Raw genomic sequence first — 18,243 nt, forward strand, 5'->3', positions numbered from 1 at the left:
TGGTTGCTGGACGGCCGATGGTCGTCGGGCGTAACAATGACGGAGGATTTTGCGTAAGGCTCTTCCGGAGCAGGAGTGTGGCGGGCATGCAGGGAAATGCCGGGGTGTGCAGGCCGAGCGGCCTGCCGGGACAGATCGTGCTGGTGCTGCAAGGCGGCGGCGCGCTCGGCGCCTATCAGGCGGGTGTCTACCAGGCCCTGCACGAGGCGGGCATCGAGCCGGACTGGGTGATCGGCACCTCGATCGGCGCCATCAATGCCAGCCTGATCGCCGGCAATGCGCCGGAAGTCAGGCTCGCGCGCCTGAAGGAATTCTGGAAGCGGATGGAGCAGAAGCCGGTCTGGCCTCTACCAACAGGCGTTCCCGGCTTCGATGACGCGCTTGCCTATTGGTCGACACTTGCCCACGGCATTGCCGGCTTCTTCCAGCCCAATCCGCTGGCGCATGCCGGCGAGTCCTTCCCGCTCGGCGCCGACCGCGCCGGCTATTATTCGACAGCGCCGCTGCAGCGCACGCTGGTCGAGCTCGTCGATTTCGGCCGCGCCAATTGCGGCGCGCCGCGCCTCACGGTTGGTGCTGCACATGTCGGCAGCAGCCAGATGCGCTATTTCGACACGCGCGACTGCCAGCTGACCGTGAAGCACGTGATGGCCTCGGGCGCGCTGCCGCCGGCCTTCCCGGCGGTGCGTATTGACGGCGAGCTTTATTGGGACGGCGGCATTCTTTCGAACTCGCCGACGGAAGCCGTGTTCGACGACAATCCGCGCCGGGATTCGCTGATCTTCTCCGTGCATCTGTGGAATCCCGTCGGCGCCGAACCGACGACGATGAGAGAGGTCCTGACCCGGCACAAGGACGTGCAATATGCCAGCCGGATCACGAGCCAGATCGAGCGCCAGCAACAGGCCCATCGCCTGCGCCACGTCATCAACCAGCTTGCGGCGCGATTGCCCGAGGGCGAGCGCGATGATCCCGCGGTGAGGGAGTTGATCGCCTACGGCTGCTCGACGCGCATGCATGTCGTGCGGCTGCTGGCGCCGCAGCTCGCGCGCGAGACCCATACCAAGGACATCGACTTCAGCCCGTCCGGCATCAAGCAGCGTTGGGACGCCGGCTATGCGCATACGAGGTCGGTGCTGGCGCGTGCGCCGTGGATCGGCGAGTTCGATCCGTTGTCGGGCGTCGTGCTGCACGAGCATATCGACGAGATGCCGCTGGCGGCGGAGTAGCGGTTCGCTTCATCGAATTGCCACAGGCCTTGCGGATCGTCAGAGGTCCGGAATCGAAAGGTCCAGCATTGGTATCCGAGAATGATCTGGAATCCGCTCTCGATAAGGTCCGCCTCGACGCGGCGGGACCCGTGGCCGGCGTGTTCGGCCCTGGCTCAGTGACCTGGCGGATCGACCGCGAAGCCGCCGTCTTTCTCGGTGCCGGCCGCGCGCTGCTGCTTCAGCTCGCCCATCCCTGGGTCGCGGCCGCCATTGCCGAGCACTCGACGACCCTTGTCGATCCGGTCGGCCGCTTTCACCGCACTTTCGACGTCGTCTTTGCCATGGTGTTCGGCTCGCTCGACCGGGCGCTGCTGTCGGCCCGGCAACTGCACCGGCGCCACACCATGATCGTCGGCGAGATGCCCGAGTCCGTCGGCCCGTTCGCGGCCGGGTCGCGCTACTGCGCCAACGACATCCCGTCGCTGCGCTGGGTTCATGCGACGCTGGTCGGGTCGGCGCTGATGGCGCATGACCTGATCCTGCCGCCGCTTGTGGTCGAGGAGCGCGAGCGCTACTGGGCCGAGAGCCGGACCTATGGCGCACTGTTCGGACTGACCGGCGATGATCTGCCGGCGGACTGGGCCGGCTTTGCGGCTTATACGGCGAAGATGATGCAATCGGAGACGTTGACCGTCAGTCCGGCCGCGCGCGAGATCGCCGCGCAGATCCTTGGTGGCGCGCGGCCCTGGTTGCGGCCGCCACGCTGGTATCGGGCGCTCACCGCAAAGATGCTGCCGGAGCGGCTCCGCGCCGGCTTCGGGCTTGCGATTGACGAGCGGGACGCAAGGTCTGCCGACACAGCGCTGCGATGGATCCGGCGCATCTATCCCAAACTGCCCGACAGGCTGCGCTATGCCAGCCCTTACCACGAAGCGCAGGCGCGCCTGCGCGGCGAGCCACAGCCCGACTGGATGACACGCGGTCTCAACAGGCTTTGGATCGGGCGGCCGCAGATGGATGTGCGCGGGAAGGGGTGAGGGGCTCCGCTTTTCATTCCGTCATCCTGAGGTGCGAGTGGCGCGATGCCAAAGCATCGCGCCGGGAGCCTCGAAGGATGCACGGCCCTGCTGCAGCAGCCGGGCCGTCGCCCTTCGAGGCTCGCCGAAGAGGCGAGCGCCTCCAGCGACAACGGCTTCGCCGTTGCGCGGGGGTGACGGGACTAAGAGTGGAATGGCCGCCCTCACGCGACCGCCAGCTTCCTGTACAGCTTGGTGTAGCTTCCCGCCGAAATGCTCCACGAGAACGACCGGCCCATGGCGCTGCGGCGCATGGTGTCGAGCTGGTCATGGGCCATGAACGCCTCGAAGGCGCGGCGGACGCCGCCGAGGAACGATTCGTGCGACGGTCTTGAGAACAGGAAGCCGGTCTCGCCGTCGGTGATGGTCTCGGCAAGGCCGCCGGTCTGGTGGCCGATCGGCAACGAGCCGAAGCGCTGGGCGTACATCTGGCTGAGACCGCACGGCTCGAACCGTGACGGCATCAGGGTGAAATCGCTGCCGGCGAAGATGCGCCTGGCCTGCGCCTCGTTGAAGCCGATGGCAACGCCGATGGCATCGGGGCGGCGGCGATGCGCGTTGATCAGCGCCTGCTCGAGCGCGGGCTCACCGGAGCCGGTGACCACGATCTGTCCGCCGGCGTCGATGATCTCGTCGGCGGCCGACAGCACGAGGTCGATGCCCTTCTGGTGCACGAGGCGCGCGACGATGCCGAACATCGGTCCGCGCGAGACCGCGAGGCCAAACTGCTTGCGCACGTAGTCCGCATTGGCTTTCTTGCCGACCCAGTCGCCGGCGCCGAATTGTTGGGCGAGCTGGGCGCATGAGCGCGGGTCCCAGCTCTCGTCGATGCCGTTGAGGATGCCGGTGAGCTCGGACGCGTCGGAGCGGACGCGCAGCAGGCCTTCGAGGCCGCAGCCGAATTCCTCCGTGGTGATCTCGCGCGCATAGGTGCCGCTGACGGTGGTGAGGTGCGAGGCGTAGACCAGGCCTGCCTTGAGGAAGGAGAGCTGGTCGTAGAACTCGACGCCGTCGATGTGGAAGGAGCTTTCGGGGATGCCGATTCGCCGCAGCGACTCCTTTGGAAACAGACCCTGATAGGCGAGGTTGTGGATGGTCAGGATCGACGGCAGCTTGGCGCCTTGCCAGGCGAGGTAGGCCGGTACGAGCGCGGCCTGCCAGTCATTGGCATGGATCAGGTCTGCTGCCCAATTCTTGTCCAGCTTGCCCATGGCAAGCTCAGCGGCAGCCGAAGCAAAGCGCGCGAAGCGGATGTCGTTGTCGGGCCAGTCGCGCCCGGACTCGTCACCGTAAGGGTTGCCGGGACGATCGTAGAGTTGCGAGCACAGCAGCACATAAACCGGCATTCCGTCCTTGGTCGCGGCCCGTCCAAGCGAGCAGGCCGGCATCTCCGCAAATGCCGGGCAGCGTCCAACGACCTGAATATGCGTGAGTTGCTCGATGATGTCGCGATAGCCGGGCAGCATGATCCGGATATCGGCGAAGGGGCGGAGTGCTCTTGGGAGGGCTGCGGAAACGGCACCAAGTCCGCCGACGCGGACGAAGTCGTCCATCTCTGTCGTAACGAATAAGACCCTCAAGAACGGCTGCCCTCTTCCGAGCCCGATTGCTGCTATGCAAGATCGGGTCCAGTTGCCTCTCGATATTCTCAGCCCCCCGTGAGACGCACCGGCTCGGTAAAGACTTTCCTACTCGACCGCCGCCATCTAGGGTCGGCGCACCAACAAGAGAGAACAACGATAGTTCCAAATGGACTAGGGACTCGGCGAGGGCGCGGCACGGATGCAATTACCAGATAAGCACGAAGCGACGACGACAAAGGCCTTCGCCGGCCTCAGGGTGCTGGATTTTTCGACCACGATCGCCGGACCCCATTGCGCGCGGATGCTGGCCGACATGGGCGCCGAGGTCATCAAGATCGAGACCGACGAGGGCGAGACGATGCGGACGCGGCCGCCGCTGCGCAAGGGCTTCAGCACCGTGTTCGGTCAGCTCAATGTCGGCAAGAAGAGCGTGGTGCTCGACCTCAAGTCCGAGGACGGTCGGGAGGCGGTGCGGCGTCTGGTCGCGACCGCGGACATCCTGGTCGAGAATTTTCGCCCGGGCGTGATGCGCCGGCTGCGGCTCGACTACGACAGCCTCCGCCCGGTCAATCCCAGGCTGATCTACTGCTCGATCTCGGGCTACGGCCAGACCGGTCCGTCGGCCGAGCTGCCGGCCTACGCACCAGTGATCCATGCGGCCTCCGGCTACGACATGGCGCATCTTGCCTACCAGCCCGGCCGCAACAGGCCGGACTATTGCGGCATCTACCATGCCGACGTCGTCACCGGCACCTACGGTTTTGGTGCGATCGCCTCCGCGCTCTATCAGCGCACCGTGACAGGGCTCGGCCAGCACATCGACGTCTCCATGCTGGAGTCGATGCTCACGCTGACGGTGATCGAATTGCAGAGCTCGCAATTTGCGGTGAAGCCGCCGCCGCGGCCGATGTTCGGCCCGACCGAGACCGCCAGCGGCTATGTCATGATCACTGTCGCGAGCGAGAAGACCTTTCAGGCCTTGATGGGTGTGATCGGTCGCCCCGAATGGATCTCCGATCCGCGCTTTTCGTCTTACGCCCCACGGCGCGAGCACTGGGCCGACATGATGGACGGCGTCGAGGCCTGGTCGCGGCAGCTGTCGACTGATGCGTGCCTTGGCGCCTTGAGCGCGGCCGGCGTGCCGGCCTCGGCCTATCGCACCATCAAGGAAGCCCTTGATGATCCGCAACTGGCGCACCGGCAGGCGCTTTCATCCGTGGAGGATGGCGGCGGCTCGTTTAGGGTCATCAATCTGCCGTTCCGGATGACGGGCGCCGATACGAGGCCGGGCAAGACCATCGCTGCGCTCGGAGAGCACACGCGCGAACTGCGCGGGGAGATTGGCCTCGCCGATGATGCGCCAATTCCGTCTGGCAAAACAGAAGCGATCAGCTGAGCGCGTCACGCCGCATATAAGCGGCATCGAACCCCCTTCCGTTCCTCTTGCCGTGGCGAGCATTTCTCGCCAATCTCGCACGAGTCGCTCAACGATCCGAAACATCGGACGAGGGATCCCGGGAGGAACCATGACGAACATCGCTGCCGCGGCGCGCAAGCGCGCGCCGATTTTCCTTGCTACGGCATTTGCGTTCCTTCCATTGGTTGAGCCTGCCCAGGCGCAGAAGGCCGGTGGCAGCATTACCGTGGGGCTGGAGCTCGACGTTCCCGGCTTCGATCCGCTCAAGGTCGGCGTCTACGATGCGGCCGCGCTCACCCCGGCCGCCGCCATCTTCGACACGCTGACCTATCTCGACGACAAAGGCGAGCCGCAGCCCAGGCTTGCGCTGTCCTGGACCCATTCAGACGACTTCAAGACCTGGACGTTCAAGCTGCGCCCCGGCGTCAAATTCCACGATGGCACGCCGTTCAACGCCGAGGCGTACAAGGCCAATTTCGACCGGCAGAAAGATCCCGCCAACAAGTGCCGGTGCGCATTCTACATCGCTGCAGTCAACAACGTTCAGGCGCCCGACGAGCTGACGGTCGTTTACAATCTGAACGATCCTTCCGTGAATTATCCGACGCTGGTGTCCTATCCGCACCAGAACGCCGCCGTGCATTCTCCGACCGCCTGGAAGACCAGGGGCGACGACTACAACCGCAACCCTGTCGGCACCGGGCCCTACATTCTGAAGTCATGGACCGCCGGCGATCGCATGGTGCTGGAGCGGAATCCCGATTATTGGGACAAGGACAAGATTTATCTCGATCGCATCATCCTGAAGCCGCTGCCCGACGCGCAATCGCGCTTTGCAAGCCTGCAGTCGGGCGAGGCCGATCTCATCTGGGATGACGAATACGATCCCGACAATCTTCAGAAGGCTCAGAAGGATCCGAAGCTGACCGTGCACAGCTATACGGGCTCGGGCGCTCAGGTCTACGCGTTCAATACGAAGGCACCGCCCTTCGATGACGTCCGGGTGCGGCAGGCGCTGGTGATGGCGATCGACCGCAAGAAGATGTCACAGGCGGTCACGAACGGGCTCGCCAAGCCCGCGACAAATCCGTACGGCGACGGCTCGTGGGTCAAGTGCAAGGATGACGGCGCGTTGCCGCTTGACGTCGCAAAGGCAAAGGCCCTGATCCAGGAGTATGGCAAGCCGGTCGAATTCAAGATGGTGGTCACGGCCACCCCGCGCGGCCGCATCATCGGACAGGTGTTGCAGCAATTCTGGAAGAATGTCGGCGCCAGCATGGAGCTCGACCAGGTCGACCAGGCGACCATTCCCCCGCGCGGCTTCATGCGGCAATTCCAGCTTCTCCCCTGGCGCATCGTCGACCTCGCCGATCCCGATCCGCAGATGTTCGCCAACTTCCACACCGGCAGCCCGGTCGCACTGGCAAATTATTCGAATCCGGAGCTGGACAAGCTGCTCGAGCACGCGCGTGTGACCGCCGAGATCGACAAGCGCATCGAGGATTATTGTGCGGCCACGCGTGTGATCAACAAGGAAGCGATCTGGTTCTGGACCTTCCAGAACACCTATTACGCGGTGTCGAGCGCCAACATCAAAGGGCTGCCCAAGATGTACAGCGGGATGATCGACGTGTCCCGCGTCTGGAAGGAATAGCCCGCGCATGGTCGGCTTCGTTGCGCGCCGCTTCTTGTACATTGTGCCGGTCCTGCTTGCCGTCTCGCTGCTCACCTTCCTGATCGCCTCGTTGCTGCCGGGCGATCTCGCCTATGTCATCCTGGGCGATCAGGCGACGCCCGAGAAGGTCGCGGCGCTGCGCCATGACATGGGGCTCGACCAGCCGCTGTGGTGGCGTTACCTGAGCTGGCTCGGTCACGTGCTTCAAGGCGATCTCGGTCGCTCGTTCCGCACCGGGCAGACGGTGCTGCAGGCGGTCAGCGAGCGCATCCCGGTCTCGCTCGAGCTGATGCTGATGGCCGAGCTCATCGGCCTCCTGATCGGCGTTCCTGTCGCCATCGCCTGTGCCGCGCGCGCGGGCGGCGCATTCGACCGCTTCATGACCGGGAGCGCCTTTGCGATGCTGTCGATGCCGTCCTTTCTGGTCGCGATCCTGCTGATCTACCTGTTCGCGGTCGAGCTGCATTGGCTGCCGGCGACCGGCTATGTGCCGTTTACCGAGGATCCGCTGGCCAATCTGCGCTTCTTCGTGCTGCCGGCCCTGACGCTGGCGCTGGCGGAATGGCCGGGGATCATGCGCGTGCTGCGCTCCGACATGATCGCAACCTTGCAGGAGGACTATATTGCGCTGGCCAAAGCCAAGGGCCTGAAGCCTTCGCGCATCCTGTTCGTGCACGCGCTGAAACCGTCGTCGTTGACGCTGGTGACGGTCACCGGCATCAATATCGGCCGCCTGCTCGGCGGCACGCTGATCGTTGAGTCGATCTTCGCACTGCCGGGCATCGGCCGGCTGCTGGTCGGCGCGATCTACACCCGCGACCTCGTCATCCTCCAGGGCGTGGTGCTGCTGGTGGCCTGCGGCTTCGTCATCGTGAACTTCATCGTCGACATGCTCTACGCCGTGCTCGATCCGAGGATCCGCCATGGCCACGCTTGAGCTGTCAATCCAGGACGAGATTGCATCCGAGCCGGTCCGCCGCGGGCGCAAGCCAGGCCTGTTGTTCTGGATCGCGAGCGGCTGGCTCGCGATCATCCTGACACTGGCTATCCTGGCGCCGGTGCTGCCGCTGCAGAACCCTGTCGACATGGACATGCTGGAGCGCCGCGCCGCGTTTTCCGGCGAGCATTGGCTCGGCACCGACGGCCTTGGCCGCGACGAGCTTGCCCGGCTGATCTTTGGCGCGCGCGTGTCACTGACGGTCGGGCTGATCGCTCCGATGATCGGTCTTGGCATCGGCGGCGCGCTGGGCCTTCTCGCCGGCTATTTCCGCGGCCGGTTCGAGACACTGGTGGTCGGCAGCATGGATGTGCTTCTGGCCTTTCCGCCGCTGATCTTTGCCCTCGCGGTGACGGCCTATCTCGGCCAGTCCATTCCCAATCTGACCGTGATCCTTGGCGTGCTCGGTGTTCCCGCCTTCATGCGGGTGGCGCGCGCGGCGACGCTGTCGCTGGCGCGGCGCGAGTTCGTGATCGCGGCTGAGGCGCTGGGCGCCAGCCACGCGCGCATCCTGCTGCGTGAGCTCTTGCCGAACGTGATCCTGCCGCTGCTGGCCTTCTTCCTGCTCGGCGTCGCCGTCACCATCGTGGTCGAGGGCGCGCTGTCCTTCCTCGGGCTTGGCGTGCCGCCCCCGATGGCGAGCTGGGGCAGCATGATCGGCGAGGGGCGCGACAGTCTCGACGTCGCGCCGCGGCTGGCCTTCCTGCCGGCAGCCGGGCTGTTCCTGACCGTGCTGGCCTTCAACCTCGTCGGTGACACCATGCGGGCGCTGACAGACCCGCGTCAGGGAGCGCTGTGAGTATGCCGCTCCTGACCATCGAGGATGTCGCCGTCGAGCTGCCGACGCCGCGCGGCAATTTGCGCGCGGTGGATCGCGTCGATCTGTCGCTGGAGGCGGGCCGTACGCTTGGCATCGTCGGCGAATCCGGCTGCGGCAAGACCATGCTCTCGCGCGCGGTGCTCCAGCTGCTGCCGAAGAAGGCAAAACTCTCCGGGCGCGTGATGTTCGACGGCCACGATCTGGTCCGGCTCGCGCCTGAAAGCCTGCGGCGCCTGCGCGCGCGCGAGCTCGCGGTCGTGTTCCAGGATCCCATGACCTCGCTCAATCCGGTGCTCACGATCGGCACGCAGTTGATGGAGACGATCCAGGCGCATCTCGAGCTCGATGCGCCCGCGGCGCGCAAGCGCAGCGTCGAGCTGCTCGCGGCCGTCGGGATTCCCGCGCCGGAGCAGCGGCTGGCGCAATATCCGCATCAATGCTCCGGCGGCATGCGCCAGCGTATTGCCATTGCGATCGCGCTGTCCTGCGAGCCTAGATTGCTGATTGCGGACGAGCCGACCACGGCGCTCGACGTCACCATCCAAGCGCAAATTCTCGATCTGCTGGCGCGCGAGCAGCGGCGACGCCATATGGCCATGATCATCATCACCCACGATCTCGGCGTCGTCGCCGGCCGCGCCGATGAGGTCGCGGTGATGTATGCGGGCAGGGTGGTGGAGCGCGCACCGACGCTGGCCTTGTTCAAGCGCATGCACATGCCCTACACCGAGGCACTGCTGGCGGCGATCCCGAAGCTGGAGACCGCGCCGCACACGCCGCTGCCGGCCATCTCCGGCCGCCCGCCCGATCCGACGCGACCGCTCAAGGGTTGCTCCTTCGCGCCGCGGTGCCCCTATGCGACCGGGCGTTGCCGTGAGGCCAAGCCCGAGCTGAAAAGCGCGGAGATATCAGAGCATCTCTATGCCTGCTTCCATCCGATCCAGATGACGGAAGGGGTGGGTGCATGATGCAACTGGCCGTTCGCGATCAGCCGCTCCTGAACGTCGACGATCTCGTTGTCGAATACGGTCTTGGCAACAAGATCGTGCATGCCGTCTCCGGTGTCAGCCTGCACGTCGCGCGCGGCGAGACGTTGGGGCTGGTCGGGGAATCCGGCTGCGGCAAGTCGACGCTGGGGCGCGCAGTGCTGCAATTGCGCCGTGCCAAATCCGGCCGCGTGCTGTTCGACGGCGAAGACCTGACGGCGATGGAAGGCGAGGCGCTGCGAAAAATGCGTCGCCGCGTGCAGCTGATCTTCCAGGACCCGATCGCCTCGCTCAATCCGCGCCGCCGCATTGGCGACATCGTCGCCGAGCCGCTGATCATTGCCGGGGTCAAGGACGCTGCCGAGCGCAAACGGCGCGTGCAGGAGGTGCTCTCCGCGGTCGGGCTTGATCCCGATCTTGTGGCGAACCGCCTGCCGCATGAATTCTCAGGTGGTCAGTGCCAGCGCATCTGCATCGCGCGGGCGCTGGTGCTCAATCCGGAATTCGTCGTCTGCGACGAGCCGGTCTCGGCGCTCGACGTCTCCATCCGCGCGCAGATCCTCAATCTGCTGGAAGAGACGAAGGCGCGCTTCGGCCTGACGCTGCTGTTCATCGCGCATGATCTTGCCGTGGTCAAAGCCGTCAGCGATCGCGTCGCGGTGATGTATCTCGGCCGGCTCTGCGAGGTCGCCCCGTCGGAGCAATTGTTTGCACGACCCGTGCATCCCTACACCGCGCTGCTGCTGCAGGCGATCCCGGTGCCTGATCCGGATGTTCGTCCCGCCGAAAGCGTGGCGACCGGCGAGCCGCCATCGCCGATCGCGCCGCCATCCGGCTGCCGTTTCCGCACGCGATGCCCGCGAGCAGACCTGCGATGCAGCGCGGAGATACCGGAGCTGCGCGAGGTCGCATCCGGCCAGTTCGCGGCTTGTCATCATCCGCTGGCCTGACTTAAGACCCCCGCCGGGTTTGTCTCGCCCCGCCGCCCATGGCATGGTGGCGCGACAACAAGCATGCCGGGAGGACGCCATGAAGAGTTTCAAGGTCGCCGATTTCAAGGCGCCGCTGCGGGAGTTCGACGAGGCGACGCCGCAGCCGGCGGGCACGCAGGTGCTGATCAAGGTGAAGGCTGCCGGGGTCTGCCACAGCGATCTCCACATCTGGGAAGGCGGCTACGATCTCGGTCACGGCCGCAAGCCGCTGTCGCTGAAAGACCGCGGCATCAATCTGCCGCTGACCATGGGCCACGAGACCGTCGGTGAAGTCCTGGCGTTCGGCCCCGATGTGAAGCCGACCGATCAGGGCGACCTCAAGCTCGGCGACGTCGGCCTGGTCTATCCCTGGATCGGTTGCGGCAAGTGTGCGACGTGTCTTGCCGGTGATGAAAACATGTGCCTGACGCCGCGCTCGCTCGGCGTCTATTGCGACGGCGGCTATTCCGACCACATGCTGGTGCCGCATCCGCGCTACCTGCTCAACCTGAAAGGGCTCGATCCCGCGACCACTGCGCCCTATGCCTGCTCGGGTGTCACCACCTACAGTGCGCTGAAGAAGGTCGAGCAGCATTTTGACACGCCGATCGTGATGTTCGGCGCCGGCGGCCTCGGGTTGATGGCGCTGTCGCTGCTCAAGGCGATGGGCGGGAAGGGGGCGATCATGGTCGACATCGATGCCAGGAAGCGCGAGGCCGCCGAGAAGGCCGGCGCGCTCGCCACGGTCGATCCAAAGGCCCCGGATGCGCTGGAACAACTGGCGAAGAAAGCGGGCGGTCCGATCCGCGCCGTGATTGATCTCGTCGGCAACTCTGCCACGACGCAGCTTGGCTTCGATTGCCTCACCAAGGGCGGCAAGCTCGTCATCGTCGGCCTGTTCGGCGGCGGCGCGACCTGGGCCCTGCCGCTGATCCCGATCAAGGCGGTGACGATCCAGGGCAGCTATGTCGGAAACCTGCGCGAAACGCAGGAGCTGCTCGATCTCGTCCGCGCCAGGAAGATCCCGCCGATCCCGGTGACGACAGCTCCGTTGAGCAAAGCCAACGATGCGCTGTTGCAGTTGCAGCAGGGCGCGGTGGTCGGACGCACGGTGCTCACGCCGTAGTTCGACGCTCTCTCCCCCGTCATTGCGAGCGAAGCGAAGCAATCCAGACTATCTCCGCAGATGTAGCTCTGGATTGCTTCGCTTCGCTCGCAATGACGACTTGGCTAGCTCGTTCCTTGAGGCCCCTCGAATGTCCGCAAACAACGCCTTCCACATTGCCGTGCTTGCCGGTGACGGCATTGGTCCCGAAGTCATGGCGCCCGCGCTCGAGGTGCTGCGCAAGATCGAGACCAGGTCAGGCTTGCGCTTCCGCTTTACCGAGGCGGCTGCCGGCGCCAACAACTATCTCGCCACCGGCAAGTCGATGCCGGACTCGACCATCAAGCTGTGCGAGGAGGCGGACGCCATCCTGCTCGGGGCCTGCGGGCTGCCGTCGGTGCGCTATCCTGACAATACCGAGATCGCGCCGCAGATCGAGCTGCGTTTCATCTTCGATCTCTATGCCGGCGTGCGCCCGGCGCGTCTCATTCCGGGCGTGCCGAGCCCGATCGTCGGCGCCGACAGACGCGGCATCGATCTCGTCGTGATCCGCGAATCCACCGAAGGCCTGTTCGCCTCGATGGGCAAGGGCATCGTCACCCATGAGGACGCGCGCGAGACGCTGGTCATCACGCGCAAGACCTCGGAGCGGTTGTTCGAATTCTCGTTCCGGCTCGCCGAGCGGCGCAAGGCGCGCGGCAAGCCGGGGTCGCTTGCGTGCGTCGACAAGGCGAATGTGTTCAAGGCGTTTGCCTTCTTCCGCCGGATCTTTGACGAAGCCGCCCAGCGTCATCCCGATGTGAAGACGGATCATCTCTATGTCGATGCCTGTTCGGCGATGCTGGTCAAGCGTCCCTGGGATTTCGACGTGATGGTGATGGAGAACATGTTCGGCGACATCGTCTCCGACATCACTGCAAGCCTGATCGGCGGCCTTGGCATGGCGCCGTCCGCCGACATCGGCGACAAATACGCCGTGTTCCAGCCGTGTCACGGGACCGCGCCTGATATCATGGGGCAGGGCAGGGCCAATCCCACCGGCATGATCCTGTCGGCCGCGATGATGCTGGACTGGCTCGCCGACAAGCACGGCCTCGAAGGCGTCGCGGAAGCCGGCGAACAAATCGAGCGGGCGGTGGACCAGGTTTATGCCGGCGGGCTCAAGCCGATGGAGTTCGGCGGCAGCAACGGCACGGCCGATATCACCAGGGCGGTGCTCGGGGCGCTGTAGCGAGCGCACCCAAAAAAAGGGGCCTTGCGGCCCCTTCGTCATCTACCAGCGATGCCAGTAGCGGTGCCGCCAGCCCCAGGGACGTCCGTAGAACGGGCGCGGGCCATAGTAACCGTAGGCGCTATAATAGTTCGGGCGCCACCAGCAGCGGCCCCAGGCGTTGCAGACCATCCGCACCTGGTCGACCTGGGCGGCCGGACCGCCGGCGACCTGATCAGCTTGGGGAATGCCGTTCGGCATCGCCGCCAGCGCTTGTCCCGACGCCAGCGCCGCGCTGCCGAGCGCAGCCAGACCAAGAACGGCAAGTTTGAGTTTCATCGCGATCTCCCTCGTTGGTGGCGGGAGAACCTGCGGCGGATCAATTGGTTGCTATCGCGATGCGGGGAAGTGAGGAATTTAATCTTGGTGAATGAAGGTTCAGCTTAGGTGAGAGTTCCTGGTGTGCTTGGTCTCTCCACCTCGTCATTGCGAGCCACCGGGTCCGCGCGAAGCGCGGCCCGATGACAGGCTCCGCGAAGCAATCCAGAATCCCACTGCGGAAGATTCTGGATTGCTTCGTCGCAAGAGCTCCTCGCAATGACGGTGGCGAGAGATGTGAGCTCACAGCGACGGAGGAGTCACTTTCCCCTGAACTGCGGCTTGCGCTTCTCCATGAAGGCCTGTCGGCCCTCGCGGAAATCGGCGCTATCCATGCAGGCGGTGCCGATCGCCTTGATGGCGCCCATGTCGCGCGCGCTTTCGTCCTTCAGCACCTCTGCGATGGTGATCTTGGCGGCCTTGATCGCAAGCGGCGCGTTCTGCGAAATCGTCAGTGCAATGGCCATGGTCTCGCCCCAGAGCTGGTCGTCCGGGATCACGCGTTCGACGAGGCCAATGCGCAGCGCTTCGCCGGAATCGATGCGCATGCCCGAATACATCAACAGCCGCGCCCAGGACGGGCCGACCAGCGACACCAAATGCTTCAACCCGTCATAGCCATAGGCGATGCCGAGCTTCGCCGCGGGAATACCGAACTGGCTGTCATGCGCGGCGATGCGGATGTCGGCCAGCATCGCGACCTGCATGCCGCCGCCGAGGCAGAAGCCCTGGATGCAGGCAATCGTCGGCTTGGGGAAATCGGCGAGCAGCGCGCGCTGGGCCGCGCTGCGCTTGCCGTATTCCTCGGACGCGGCCGCGTTGTGCCTGACCTTCTCGAACTGGCTGATGTCGGCGCCCGAGACGAACGCCTTGCCGCCGGCGCCGCGCAGGATCACGACGCGCACCGCCTCGTCGTCGCGCAAGGACGTCAGCGCTTCGCCAAATCCCTCCCACATCTCCAGCGACATCGCGTTGCGCTTGTTGGGATTGTTGAAGGTGATGATTCCGACGCCGTCGGTGACCCGCTTGAGGATCTTGCCGTCGGCGTAGGGAGTCTCTTGGGACAGATCAGGCATCGCGCGCTCGCTTGTCGTTGGGTGAGGCGCAATGTGCTGTCAGGCCGAGGCCTGGGTCAACCGCGGCCAGGGATGCGGCTCTGCATCCGCCCGTACCGCGATTGCATGCCTACTGCGCCATATGCGCGGTCAGCGGATGGTTGCCGGCATTGCTGAAGAACGCAGCTTCTTCCGCGGTCGCCTCGAGCAACTGCTCGTCCTGGTTATAGACGTCGTTGCGGAACTGGATGGTCTGGTCCTTGGTCATCCACGCCGTGAGATAGATCCAGGCCACCGGCACCTTCTTGGCCATGGCGACCTCCTGATGCTGACCGGTGGCGATCTCGGCGTCGATCGCCGCGCGCGTCCATTTCGGCTGGTCCTTGAGCAGCCAGGCGGCGAGATCGCGAACATTGTCGACGCGGGAGCAACCGTGGGAATCAAAACGGTAGTCGTCGCTGAACAGATTGCGCTGGTTGGTGTCGTGCATATAGACCGAATAGGAGTTCGGCATGTCGATCTTCACCGCGCCGAGCGCATTGAAGCTGCCGTTCTGCTGCCGCACGGTGAAGTTCGGAGTGTGCGTGCCCGACCAGTCGACCGAATGCGGATCGATCGGATTGTCGTGGGCGTCGAGCACCTCCATGTGCATGCGCGACAGATAGGTCGAGTCCTTGCGCATATGCGCTGAGATCTCGGTCTTGGCGATCGAGGAGGGCACCGTCCAGGTCGGGTTGAGCACCACGCCCGTGATCTGGGCCGTCAGCGTCGGCGAGGGTTTTTCGGTCTTACCGACGATGACGCGATAGCGCCGCACCACGACATCGTTCTCGACCGCTTCGGCGAAGGCGGCGGGGATGTTGACCACGACGTAGCGTTGGCCGAAGGAGAAGTTCGTGTTCTCCAGCCGCTCGAGCGAGGCCTCGAGCTGGCGGATGCGCTTTTGCACGGACACGTTCATCGCCGCAAGCGTGCGCGGCGTCATCGTGCCGGTCGGCGCAACACCGTGTCGGGCCTGGAAGCGTTTCACGGCATCGGCCAGATCCTGGTCGAAGGCGCCGCTCGCCTTGTCGGCCGCGAGGTCACCGGAAAGGATCAGGCGCTTGCGCAGGAGCTCGTCATTGGTGCCCTGGACGCCAAGCACGAACTTGGCGTCCGCGGGAATCGTAGGCCAGCCGCCGCGCACAGCGAGATCGGAATAGCTCAACGCCGCGTCCTTGATCCGCTGGGCGGTGCCCTCGTCATAGGTCGGCTCATGCGTCAGCGCGAGCGCAGCGGCGGAGCGGCTCTCGGCGGTCGACGCCGGGGCCGCGACTGCGGTTTTGGGCGCGGCGGCGTGAGCCGGGTTGGCGGTTGCCGGTACTGTCCCGGATGGGGCGGCGGGTCTGGGACCGGCCTGGCCCGTGGTCTCGGTCTGCGCCAACGCGGACGCGCTGGCGAGCAGGCCCGTCGCGAACAGATTCGTGGCAATGATCACGGCAAGGCGTTTCGACATCTGTCTGGTCTTCCCCATGAGGACGAGGCCCGCAACGGACGCTCGCATCAGCAATTCCCGGCCGCCGTGCCGTGTGCGCCGATTCGTTGAAATCGGCGGCAATCTAGGTCGTCAGGGTTGAGGCCCCGTTAAGCACAGCGGATTAAAAACCCCGCGCCTCCCAGTGCGAAGGCTCTCGATTGGTCGCTGCAGAGCAGGAATGGGTTCGCAAAATCAACGCCGAATGGCGGAGCAATGGCCAAAGAAAAAGGGCGGCAAGACCGCCCGGAAGCCGTGACCGCGCGCAGATCACGCGCAGGCCAAATCCGATCCGTGAGATCGGGTCCGTCAGTCCAATCCAATCCGGCCACGTCCCGTGACGTGGCGGATTGAACATCGGCCATGGTGGCCGGACCGCAGATCGGCTCAGCTTTCGTTCGCTGCGATCGATTCCATCAGCGAGACGAGCTGACGCTGCACCGTCTGATCCTTGATCTTGCTGTAGGCGCGCAGCAGGCGGAGGCTGAAAGCCGAGTCCAGGAACAGGAGGCTTTCGACTTCGCGGGCCTTGTTGTCGCCGTCATAGAAGAAGGTCACGGGCACGTCGAGAGCGGAGGCGATCTGCTGAAGCCGAGCCGCGCCGACGCGATTGACGCCCTTCTCGTATTTCTGGACCTGCTGGAAGCTCACGCCAAGCTTTTCGCCGAGCTCAGCCTGCGAGATCTTCATCTCGACGCGCCGCAAGCGGATCCGCTTGCCAAGCTCGATGTCCGGCTTGCCGGCACTGCGCTGCTTCATTCTCTTCGCCGCTGCTTTCATTTTGGTTTTCACCTTTGTTCTTCGGTTGAAAATCCCCCGAAGAGCTGGGTCAGGGGTTCGCCCATATACGAGTCCTTGAATTCATGCGGGTGCACGAATTCTTCCTTAAACCACGGGAAGCGAGCCGGATTGAAAGCCTCGATCAGCCAGTCAATCATGTGCCGCACGCGGGGAATCCGGCCGCTACCGGGATGGTAGGACAACCAGATATCCAGCGGCCGGTTCAATTCGACCTCCAGTGGAATCAACTTCCCGCCGAGAGCAATGGCATAGCTCGGGAAGACGCCGATGCCGGCGCCGTTCGCGACCGCCCAGTAGTTGGCGCTTGAGACGTTTGTCTTCATGACCAGGAGGTCACGTTCCTGAACGCCCGGGAAGAAGCTTTCAAAGGTTTCCTTGGCGGCGAGCTGGTCGGCGAATTGCAGCACCAGGCGGTGCTTGATCAATTCGTGGGCCGAGCGCGGCGTGCCGTATTTCTCAAGGTACTTTTCCGAAGCCCAGAACATCAGATGCATGCGGCCGAGCCGCACCAGCTTGACGTCGAGGGCCGAGGGCCGGGACAGATGGATGGCGACGTCGGCCTCGTGGCGGGAGACGTCGGCCGACCGCATCGCGCAATGCAAATCGACCAGGACTTTCGGATAGGCCTGCTGGAATTCGACCAGGCGCGGAGCGAGCCAGAACGTTCCCAACCCTTCCGTCACGGCGACGCGGACCTCGCCGGTGAGGGCGTTGGCGGTGGAATCGCTGGTGCGCAGCACGTCGAAGGCCGCCGCCTCCATGCGCTCGACGGCAGACACCACCATCGCGCCTTCGTCAGTGAGATGGGTGCCGTGGACGTCGCGGGTGAACAGGGTCGTGCCGGTCTGGCGCTCAAAATCATCGATTCGGCGGCGGACAGCGTTGATCGACAGAGACAGGCGTTCGGCCGCCGAGCGGAAACTGCCGCATCGAACGACTTCCAGAAATATGCGGGCCGCGTCCCAATCGGAGAGGCCGCTGAAATTTGTTTTTAGGCGTTCCTCCAGGAGAACGCCCCTTTCCGCCAAGGAGTGCATACAAGTCCCTTCGGACCGCTAAACTGGCAGAATCTAGCGCAAACCACAACCACGACGGGTTGGGGAATGGCGAGTTTTGAACGGCATACTTACCGCGCCTGATGTGGTATTGGAGTGTTGCTAGCGCTGGGAATCGGGCAAATTGTTGCTCGGAAGAGGGGTAGTTGTGCGTTCCGTTGCGAGCCTTGACGTGGCTGCGGGATTGCCGGGTCCATGTGGATCTCAGGACGGCGTAGGGAATGACGCGCGTTCCCGGGACATGGATCGATCACACTTGGCCAAGCGTTTCATCCTCGACCGTTCCGACTTGCGCCGCGAAGCAATGCCCTCCGGAACCGCAGTTTCGACGCAGAAACACATTGAATTCGTATTCGAGGGCTCGGATCCCTCGTGCTATCCTTCGGTCGC

The 18,243-nt window shown here is 64.6% G+C and carries 16 protein-coding genes; 10 read left to right on the top strand and 6 right to left on the bottom strand.

The window, feature by feature from the left end:
* The first annotated feature begins 86 nt into the window (after nucleotides 1–86).
* Together HYH07_RS01200 and HYH07_RS01205 are read left to right on the top strand one after the other, a co-directional pair.
* Entirely contained in the window at nucleotides 87–1,229 is a 1,143-nt protein-coding gene (locus tag HYH07_RS01200) for a patatin-like phospholipase family protein (RefSeq protein WP_220000722.1), read from the top strand.
* 68 nt (nucleotides 1,230–1,297) lie between these two features.
* Nucleotides 1,298–2,248 (top strand): oxygenase MpaB family protein, encoded by a 951-nt coding sequence (locus HYH07_RS01205; RefSeq protein WP_220000723.1) that lies wholly within the window; start codon nucleotides 1,298–1,300, stop codon nucleotides 2,246–2,248.
* Nucleotides 2,249–2,451: 203 nt separating this feature from the next.
* On the opposite strand, the gene glgA is transcribed toward HYH07_RS01205, so the two are convergent.
* Nucleotides 2,452–3,867 (bottom strand): glycogen synthase GlgA, encoded by a 1,416-nt coding sequence (gene glgA, locus HYH07_RS01210; RefSeq protein WP_220000724.1) that lies wholly within the window; start codon nucleotides 3,865–3,867, stop codon nucleotides 2,452–2,454.
* A 202-nt stretch (nucleotides 3,868–4,069) separates the two neighbouring features.
* Between glgA and HYH07_RS01215 the strand changes: the two genes are divergently transcribed.
* The 8 genes from HYH07_RS01215 to HYH07_RS01250 all read left to right on the top strand — a co-directional run bounded on the left by HYH07_RS01215 (nucleotide 4,070) and on the right by HYH07_RS01250 (nucleotide 13,072).
* Nucleotides 4,070–5,266 carry a CaiB/BaiF CoA-transferase family protein gene (locus tag HYH07_RS01215; protein WP_220000725.1) on the top strand — a complete coding sequence of 399 codons (1,197 nt, stop codon included), beginning with the start codon at nucleotides 4,070–4,072 and terminating at the stop codon, nucleotides 5,264–5,266.
* A 130-nt stretch (nucleotides 5,267–5,396) separates the two neighbouring features.
* Nucleotides 5,397–6,941 (top strand): ABC transporter substrate-binding protein, encoded by a 1,545-nt coding sequence (locus HYH07_RS01220; RefSeq protein ID WP_220000726.1) that lies wholly within the window; start codon nucleotides 5,397–5,399, stop codon nucleotides 6,939–6,941.
* Between the two features lie 7 nt (nucleotides 6,942–6,948).
* Nucleotides 6,949–7,899 (top strand): ABC transporter permease, encoded by a 951-nt coding sequence (locus HYH07_RS01225; RefSeq protein ID WP_220000727.1) that lies wholly within the window; start codon nucleotides 6,949–6,951, stop codon nucleotides 7,897–7,899.
* Nucleotides 7,886–8,758: an ABC transporter permease gene (locus HYH07_RS01230; RefSeq protein ID WP_220000728.1), complete on the top strand. Its 873-nt coding sequence runs from the start codon at nucleotides 7,886–7,888 to the stop codon at nucleotides 8,756–8,758. Before HYH07_RS01225 ends, HYH07_RS01230 begins: the two co-directional genes overlap by 14 nt.
* Nucleotides 8,755–9,747: an ABC transporter ATP-binding protein gene (locus tag HYH07_RS01235; protein ID WP_220000729.1), complete on the top strand. Its 993-nt coding sequence runs from the start codon at nucleotides 8,755–8,757 to the stop codon at nucleotides 9,745–9,747. The genes HYH07_RS01230 and HYH07_RS01235 overlap by 4 nt, the downstream gene beginning before the upstream one ends.
* A complete protein-coding gene (locus tag HYH07_RS01240; protein ID WP_220000730.1) occupies nucleotides 9,744–10,715 on the top strand; it encodes an ABC transporter ATP-binding protein in 972 nt (323 codons plus the stop codon). The genes HYH07_RS01235 and HYH07_RS01240 overlap by 4 nt, the downstream gene beginning before the upstream one ends.
* Nucleotides 10,716–10,794: 79 nt before the next feature.
* Entirely contained in the window at nucleotides 10,795–11,862 is a 1,068-nt protein-coding gene (locus HYH07_RS01245; RefSeq protein WP_220000731.1) for an alcohol dehydrogenase, read from the top strand.
* Nucleotides 11,863–11,992: 130 nt separating this feature from the next.
* Nucleotides 11,993–13,072, top strand: coding sequence for an isocitrate/isopropylmalate dehydrogenase family protein (locus HYH07_RS01250; protein ID WP_220000732.1), 1,080 nt, complete (start codon nucleotides 11,993–11,995; stop codon nucleotides 13,070–13,072).
* 42 nt (nucleotides 13,073–13,114) lie between these two features.
* On the opposite strand, the gene HYH07_RS01255 is transcribed toward HYH07_RS01250, so the two are convergent.
* The 5 genes from HYH07_RS01255 to HYH07_RS01275 form a co-directional block, all read right to left on the bottom strand.
* The gene (locus tag HYH07_RS01255) at nucleotides 13,115–13,390 is read right to left on the bottom strand and encodes a hypothetical protein (RefSeq protein WP_220000733.1); all 276 of its coding nucleotides are present in this window, start codon (nucleotides 13,388–13,390) and stop codon (nucleotides 13,115–13,117) included.
* Between the two features lie 299 nt (nucleotides 13,391–13,689).
* Complete coding sequence (locus HYH07_RS01260; protein WP_220000734.1) at nucleotides 13,690–14,505, bottom strand: enoyl-CoA hydratase; 816 nt, start codon at nucleotides 14,503–14,505, stop codon at nucleotides 13,690–13,692.
* A gap of 109 nt (nucleotides 14,506–14,614) precedes the next feature.
* Nucleotides 14,615–15,979, bottom strand: a complete 1,365-nt coding sequence (locus tag HYH07_RS01265; protein WP_220000735.1) for a murein L,D-transpeptidase — start codon at nucleotides 15,977–15,979, stop codon at nucleotides 14,615–14,617.
* A gap of 405 nt (nucleotides 15,980–16,384) precedes the next feature.
* The gene (locus tag HYH07_RS01270) at nucleotides 16,385–16,756 is read right to left on the bottom strand and encodes a helix-turn-helix domain-containing protein (RefSeq protein ID WP_020608151.1); all 372 of its coding nucleotides are present in this window, start codon (nucleotides 16,754–16,756) and stop codon (nucleotides 16,385–16,387) included.
* A gap of 29 nt (nucleotides 16,757–16,785) precedes the next feature.
* The gene (locus HYH07_RS01275) at nucleotides 16,786–17,835 is read right to left on the bottom strand and encodes a LysR family transcriptional regulator (RefSeq protein ID WP_220000736.1); all 1,050 of its coding nucleotides are present in this window, start codon (nucleotides 17,833–17,835) and stop codon (nucleotides 16,786–16,788) included.
* Nucleotides 17,836–18,243 lie beyond the last annotated feature (408 nt).

The sequence above is a fragment of the Bradyrhizobium sp. BR 10261 genome, from assembly GCF_019455395.1.
GTDB classification, from domain to species: domain Bacteria; phylum Pseudomonadota; class Alphaproteobacteria; order Rhizobiales; family Xanthobacteraceae; genus Bradyrhizobium; species Bradyrhizobium manausense.

What these genes read in the sequence shown, in the direction of transcription:
- HYH07_RS01240 (WP_220000730.1), top strand. Translation starts at nt 9,744, where the DNA reads ATGATGCAACTGGCCGTTCGCGATCAGCCGCTCCTGAACGTCGACGAT.
- HYH07_RS01200 (WP_220000722.1), top strand. Translation starts at nt 87, where the DNA reads ATGCAGGGAAATGCCGGGGTGTGCAGGCCGAGCGGCCTGCCGGGACAG.
- HYH07_RS01265 (WP_220000735.1), bottom strand. Translation starts at nt 15,979, where the DNA reads ATGTCGAAACGCCTTGCCGTGATCATTGCCACGAATCTGTTCGCGACG.
- HYH07_RS01255 (WP_220000733.1), bottom strand. Translation starts at nt 13,390, where the DNA reads ATGAAACTCAAACTTGCCGTTCTTGGTCTGGCTGCGCTCGGCAGCGCG.
- HYH07_RS01230 (WP_220000728.1), top strand. Translation starts at nt 7,886, where the DNA reads ATGGCCACGCTTGAGCTGTCAATCCAGGACGAGATTGCATCCGAGCCG.
- HYH07_RS01250 (WP_220000732.1), top strand. Translation starts at nt 11,993, where the DNA reads ATGTCCGCAAACAACGCCTTCCACATTGCCGTGCTTGCCGGTGACGGC.
- HYH07_RS01275 (WP_220000736.1), bottom strand. Translation starts at nt 17,835, where the DNA reads ATGCACTCCTTGGCGGAAAGGGGCGTTCTCCTGGAGGAACGCCTAAAA.
- HYH07_RS01215 (WP_220000725.1), top strand. Translation starts at nt 4,070, where the DNA reads ATGCAATTACCAGATAAGCACGAAGCGACGACGACAAAGGCCTTCGCC.
- HYH07_RS01270 (WP_020608151.1), bottom strand. Translation starts at nt 16,756, where the DNA reads ATGAAGCAGCGCAGTGCCGGCAAGCCGGACATCGAGCTTGGCAAGCGG.
- HYH07_RS01220 (WP_220000726.1), top strand. Translation starts at nt 5,397, where the DNA reads ATGACGAACATCGCTGCCGCGGCGCGCAAGCGCGCGCCGATTTTCCTT.
- HYH07_RS01225 (WP_220000727.1), top strand. Translation starts at nt 6,949, where the DNA reads ATGGTCGGCTTCGTTGCGCGCCGCTTCTTGTACATTGTGCCGGTCCTG.
- HYH07_RS01245 (WP_220000731.1), top strand. Translation starts at nt 10,795, where the DNA reads ATGAAGAGTTTCAAGGTCGCCGATTTCAAGGCGCCGCTGCGGGAGTTC.
- HYH07_RS01260 (WP_220000734.1), bottom strand. Translation starts at nt 14,505, where the DNA reads ATGCCTGATCTGTCCCAAGAGACTCCCTACGCCGACGGCAAGATCCTC.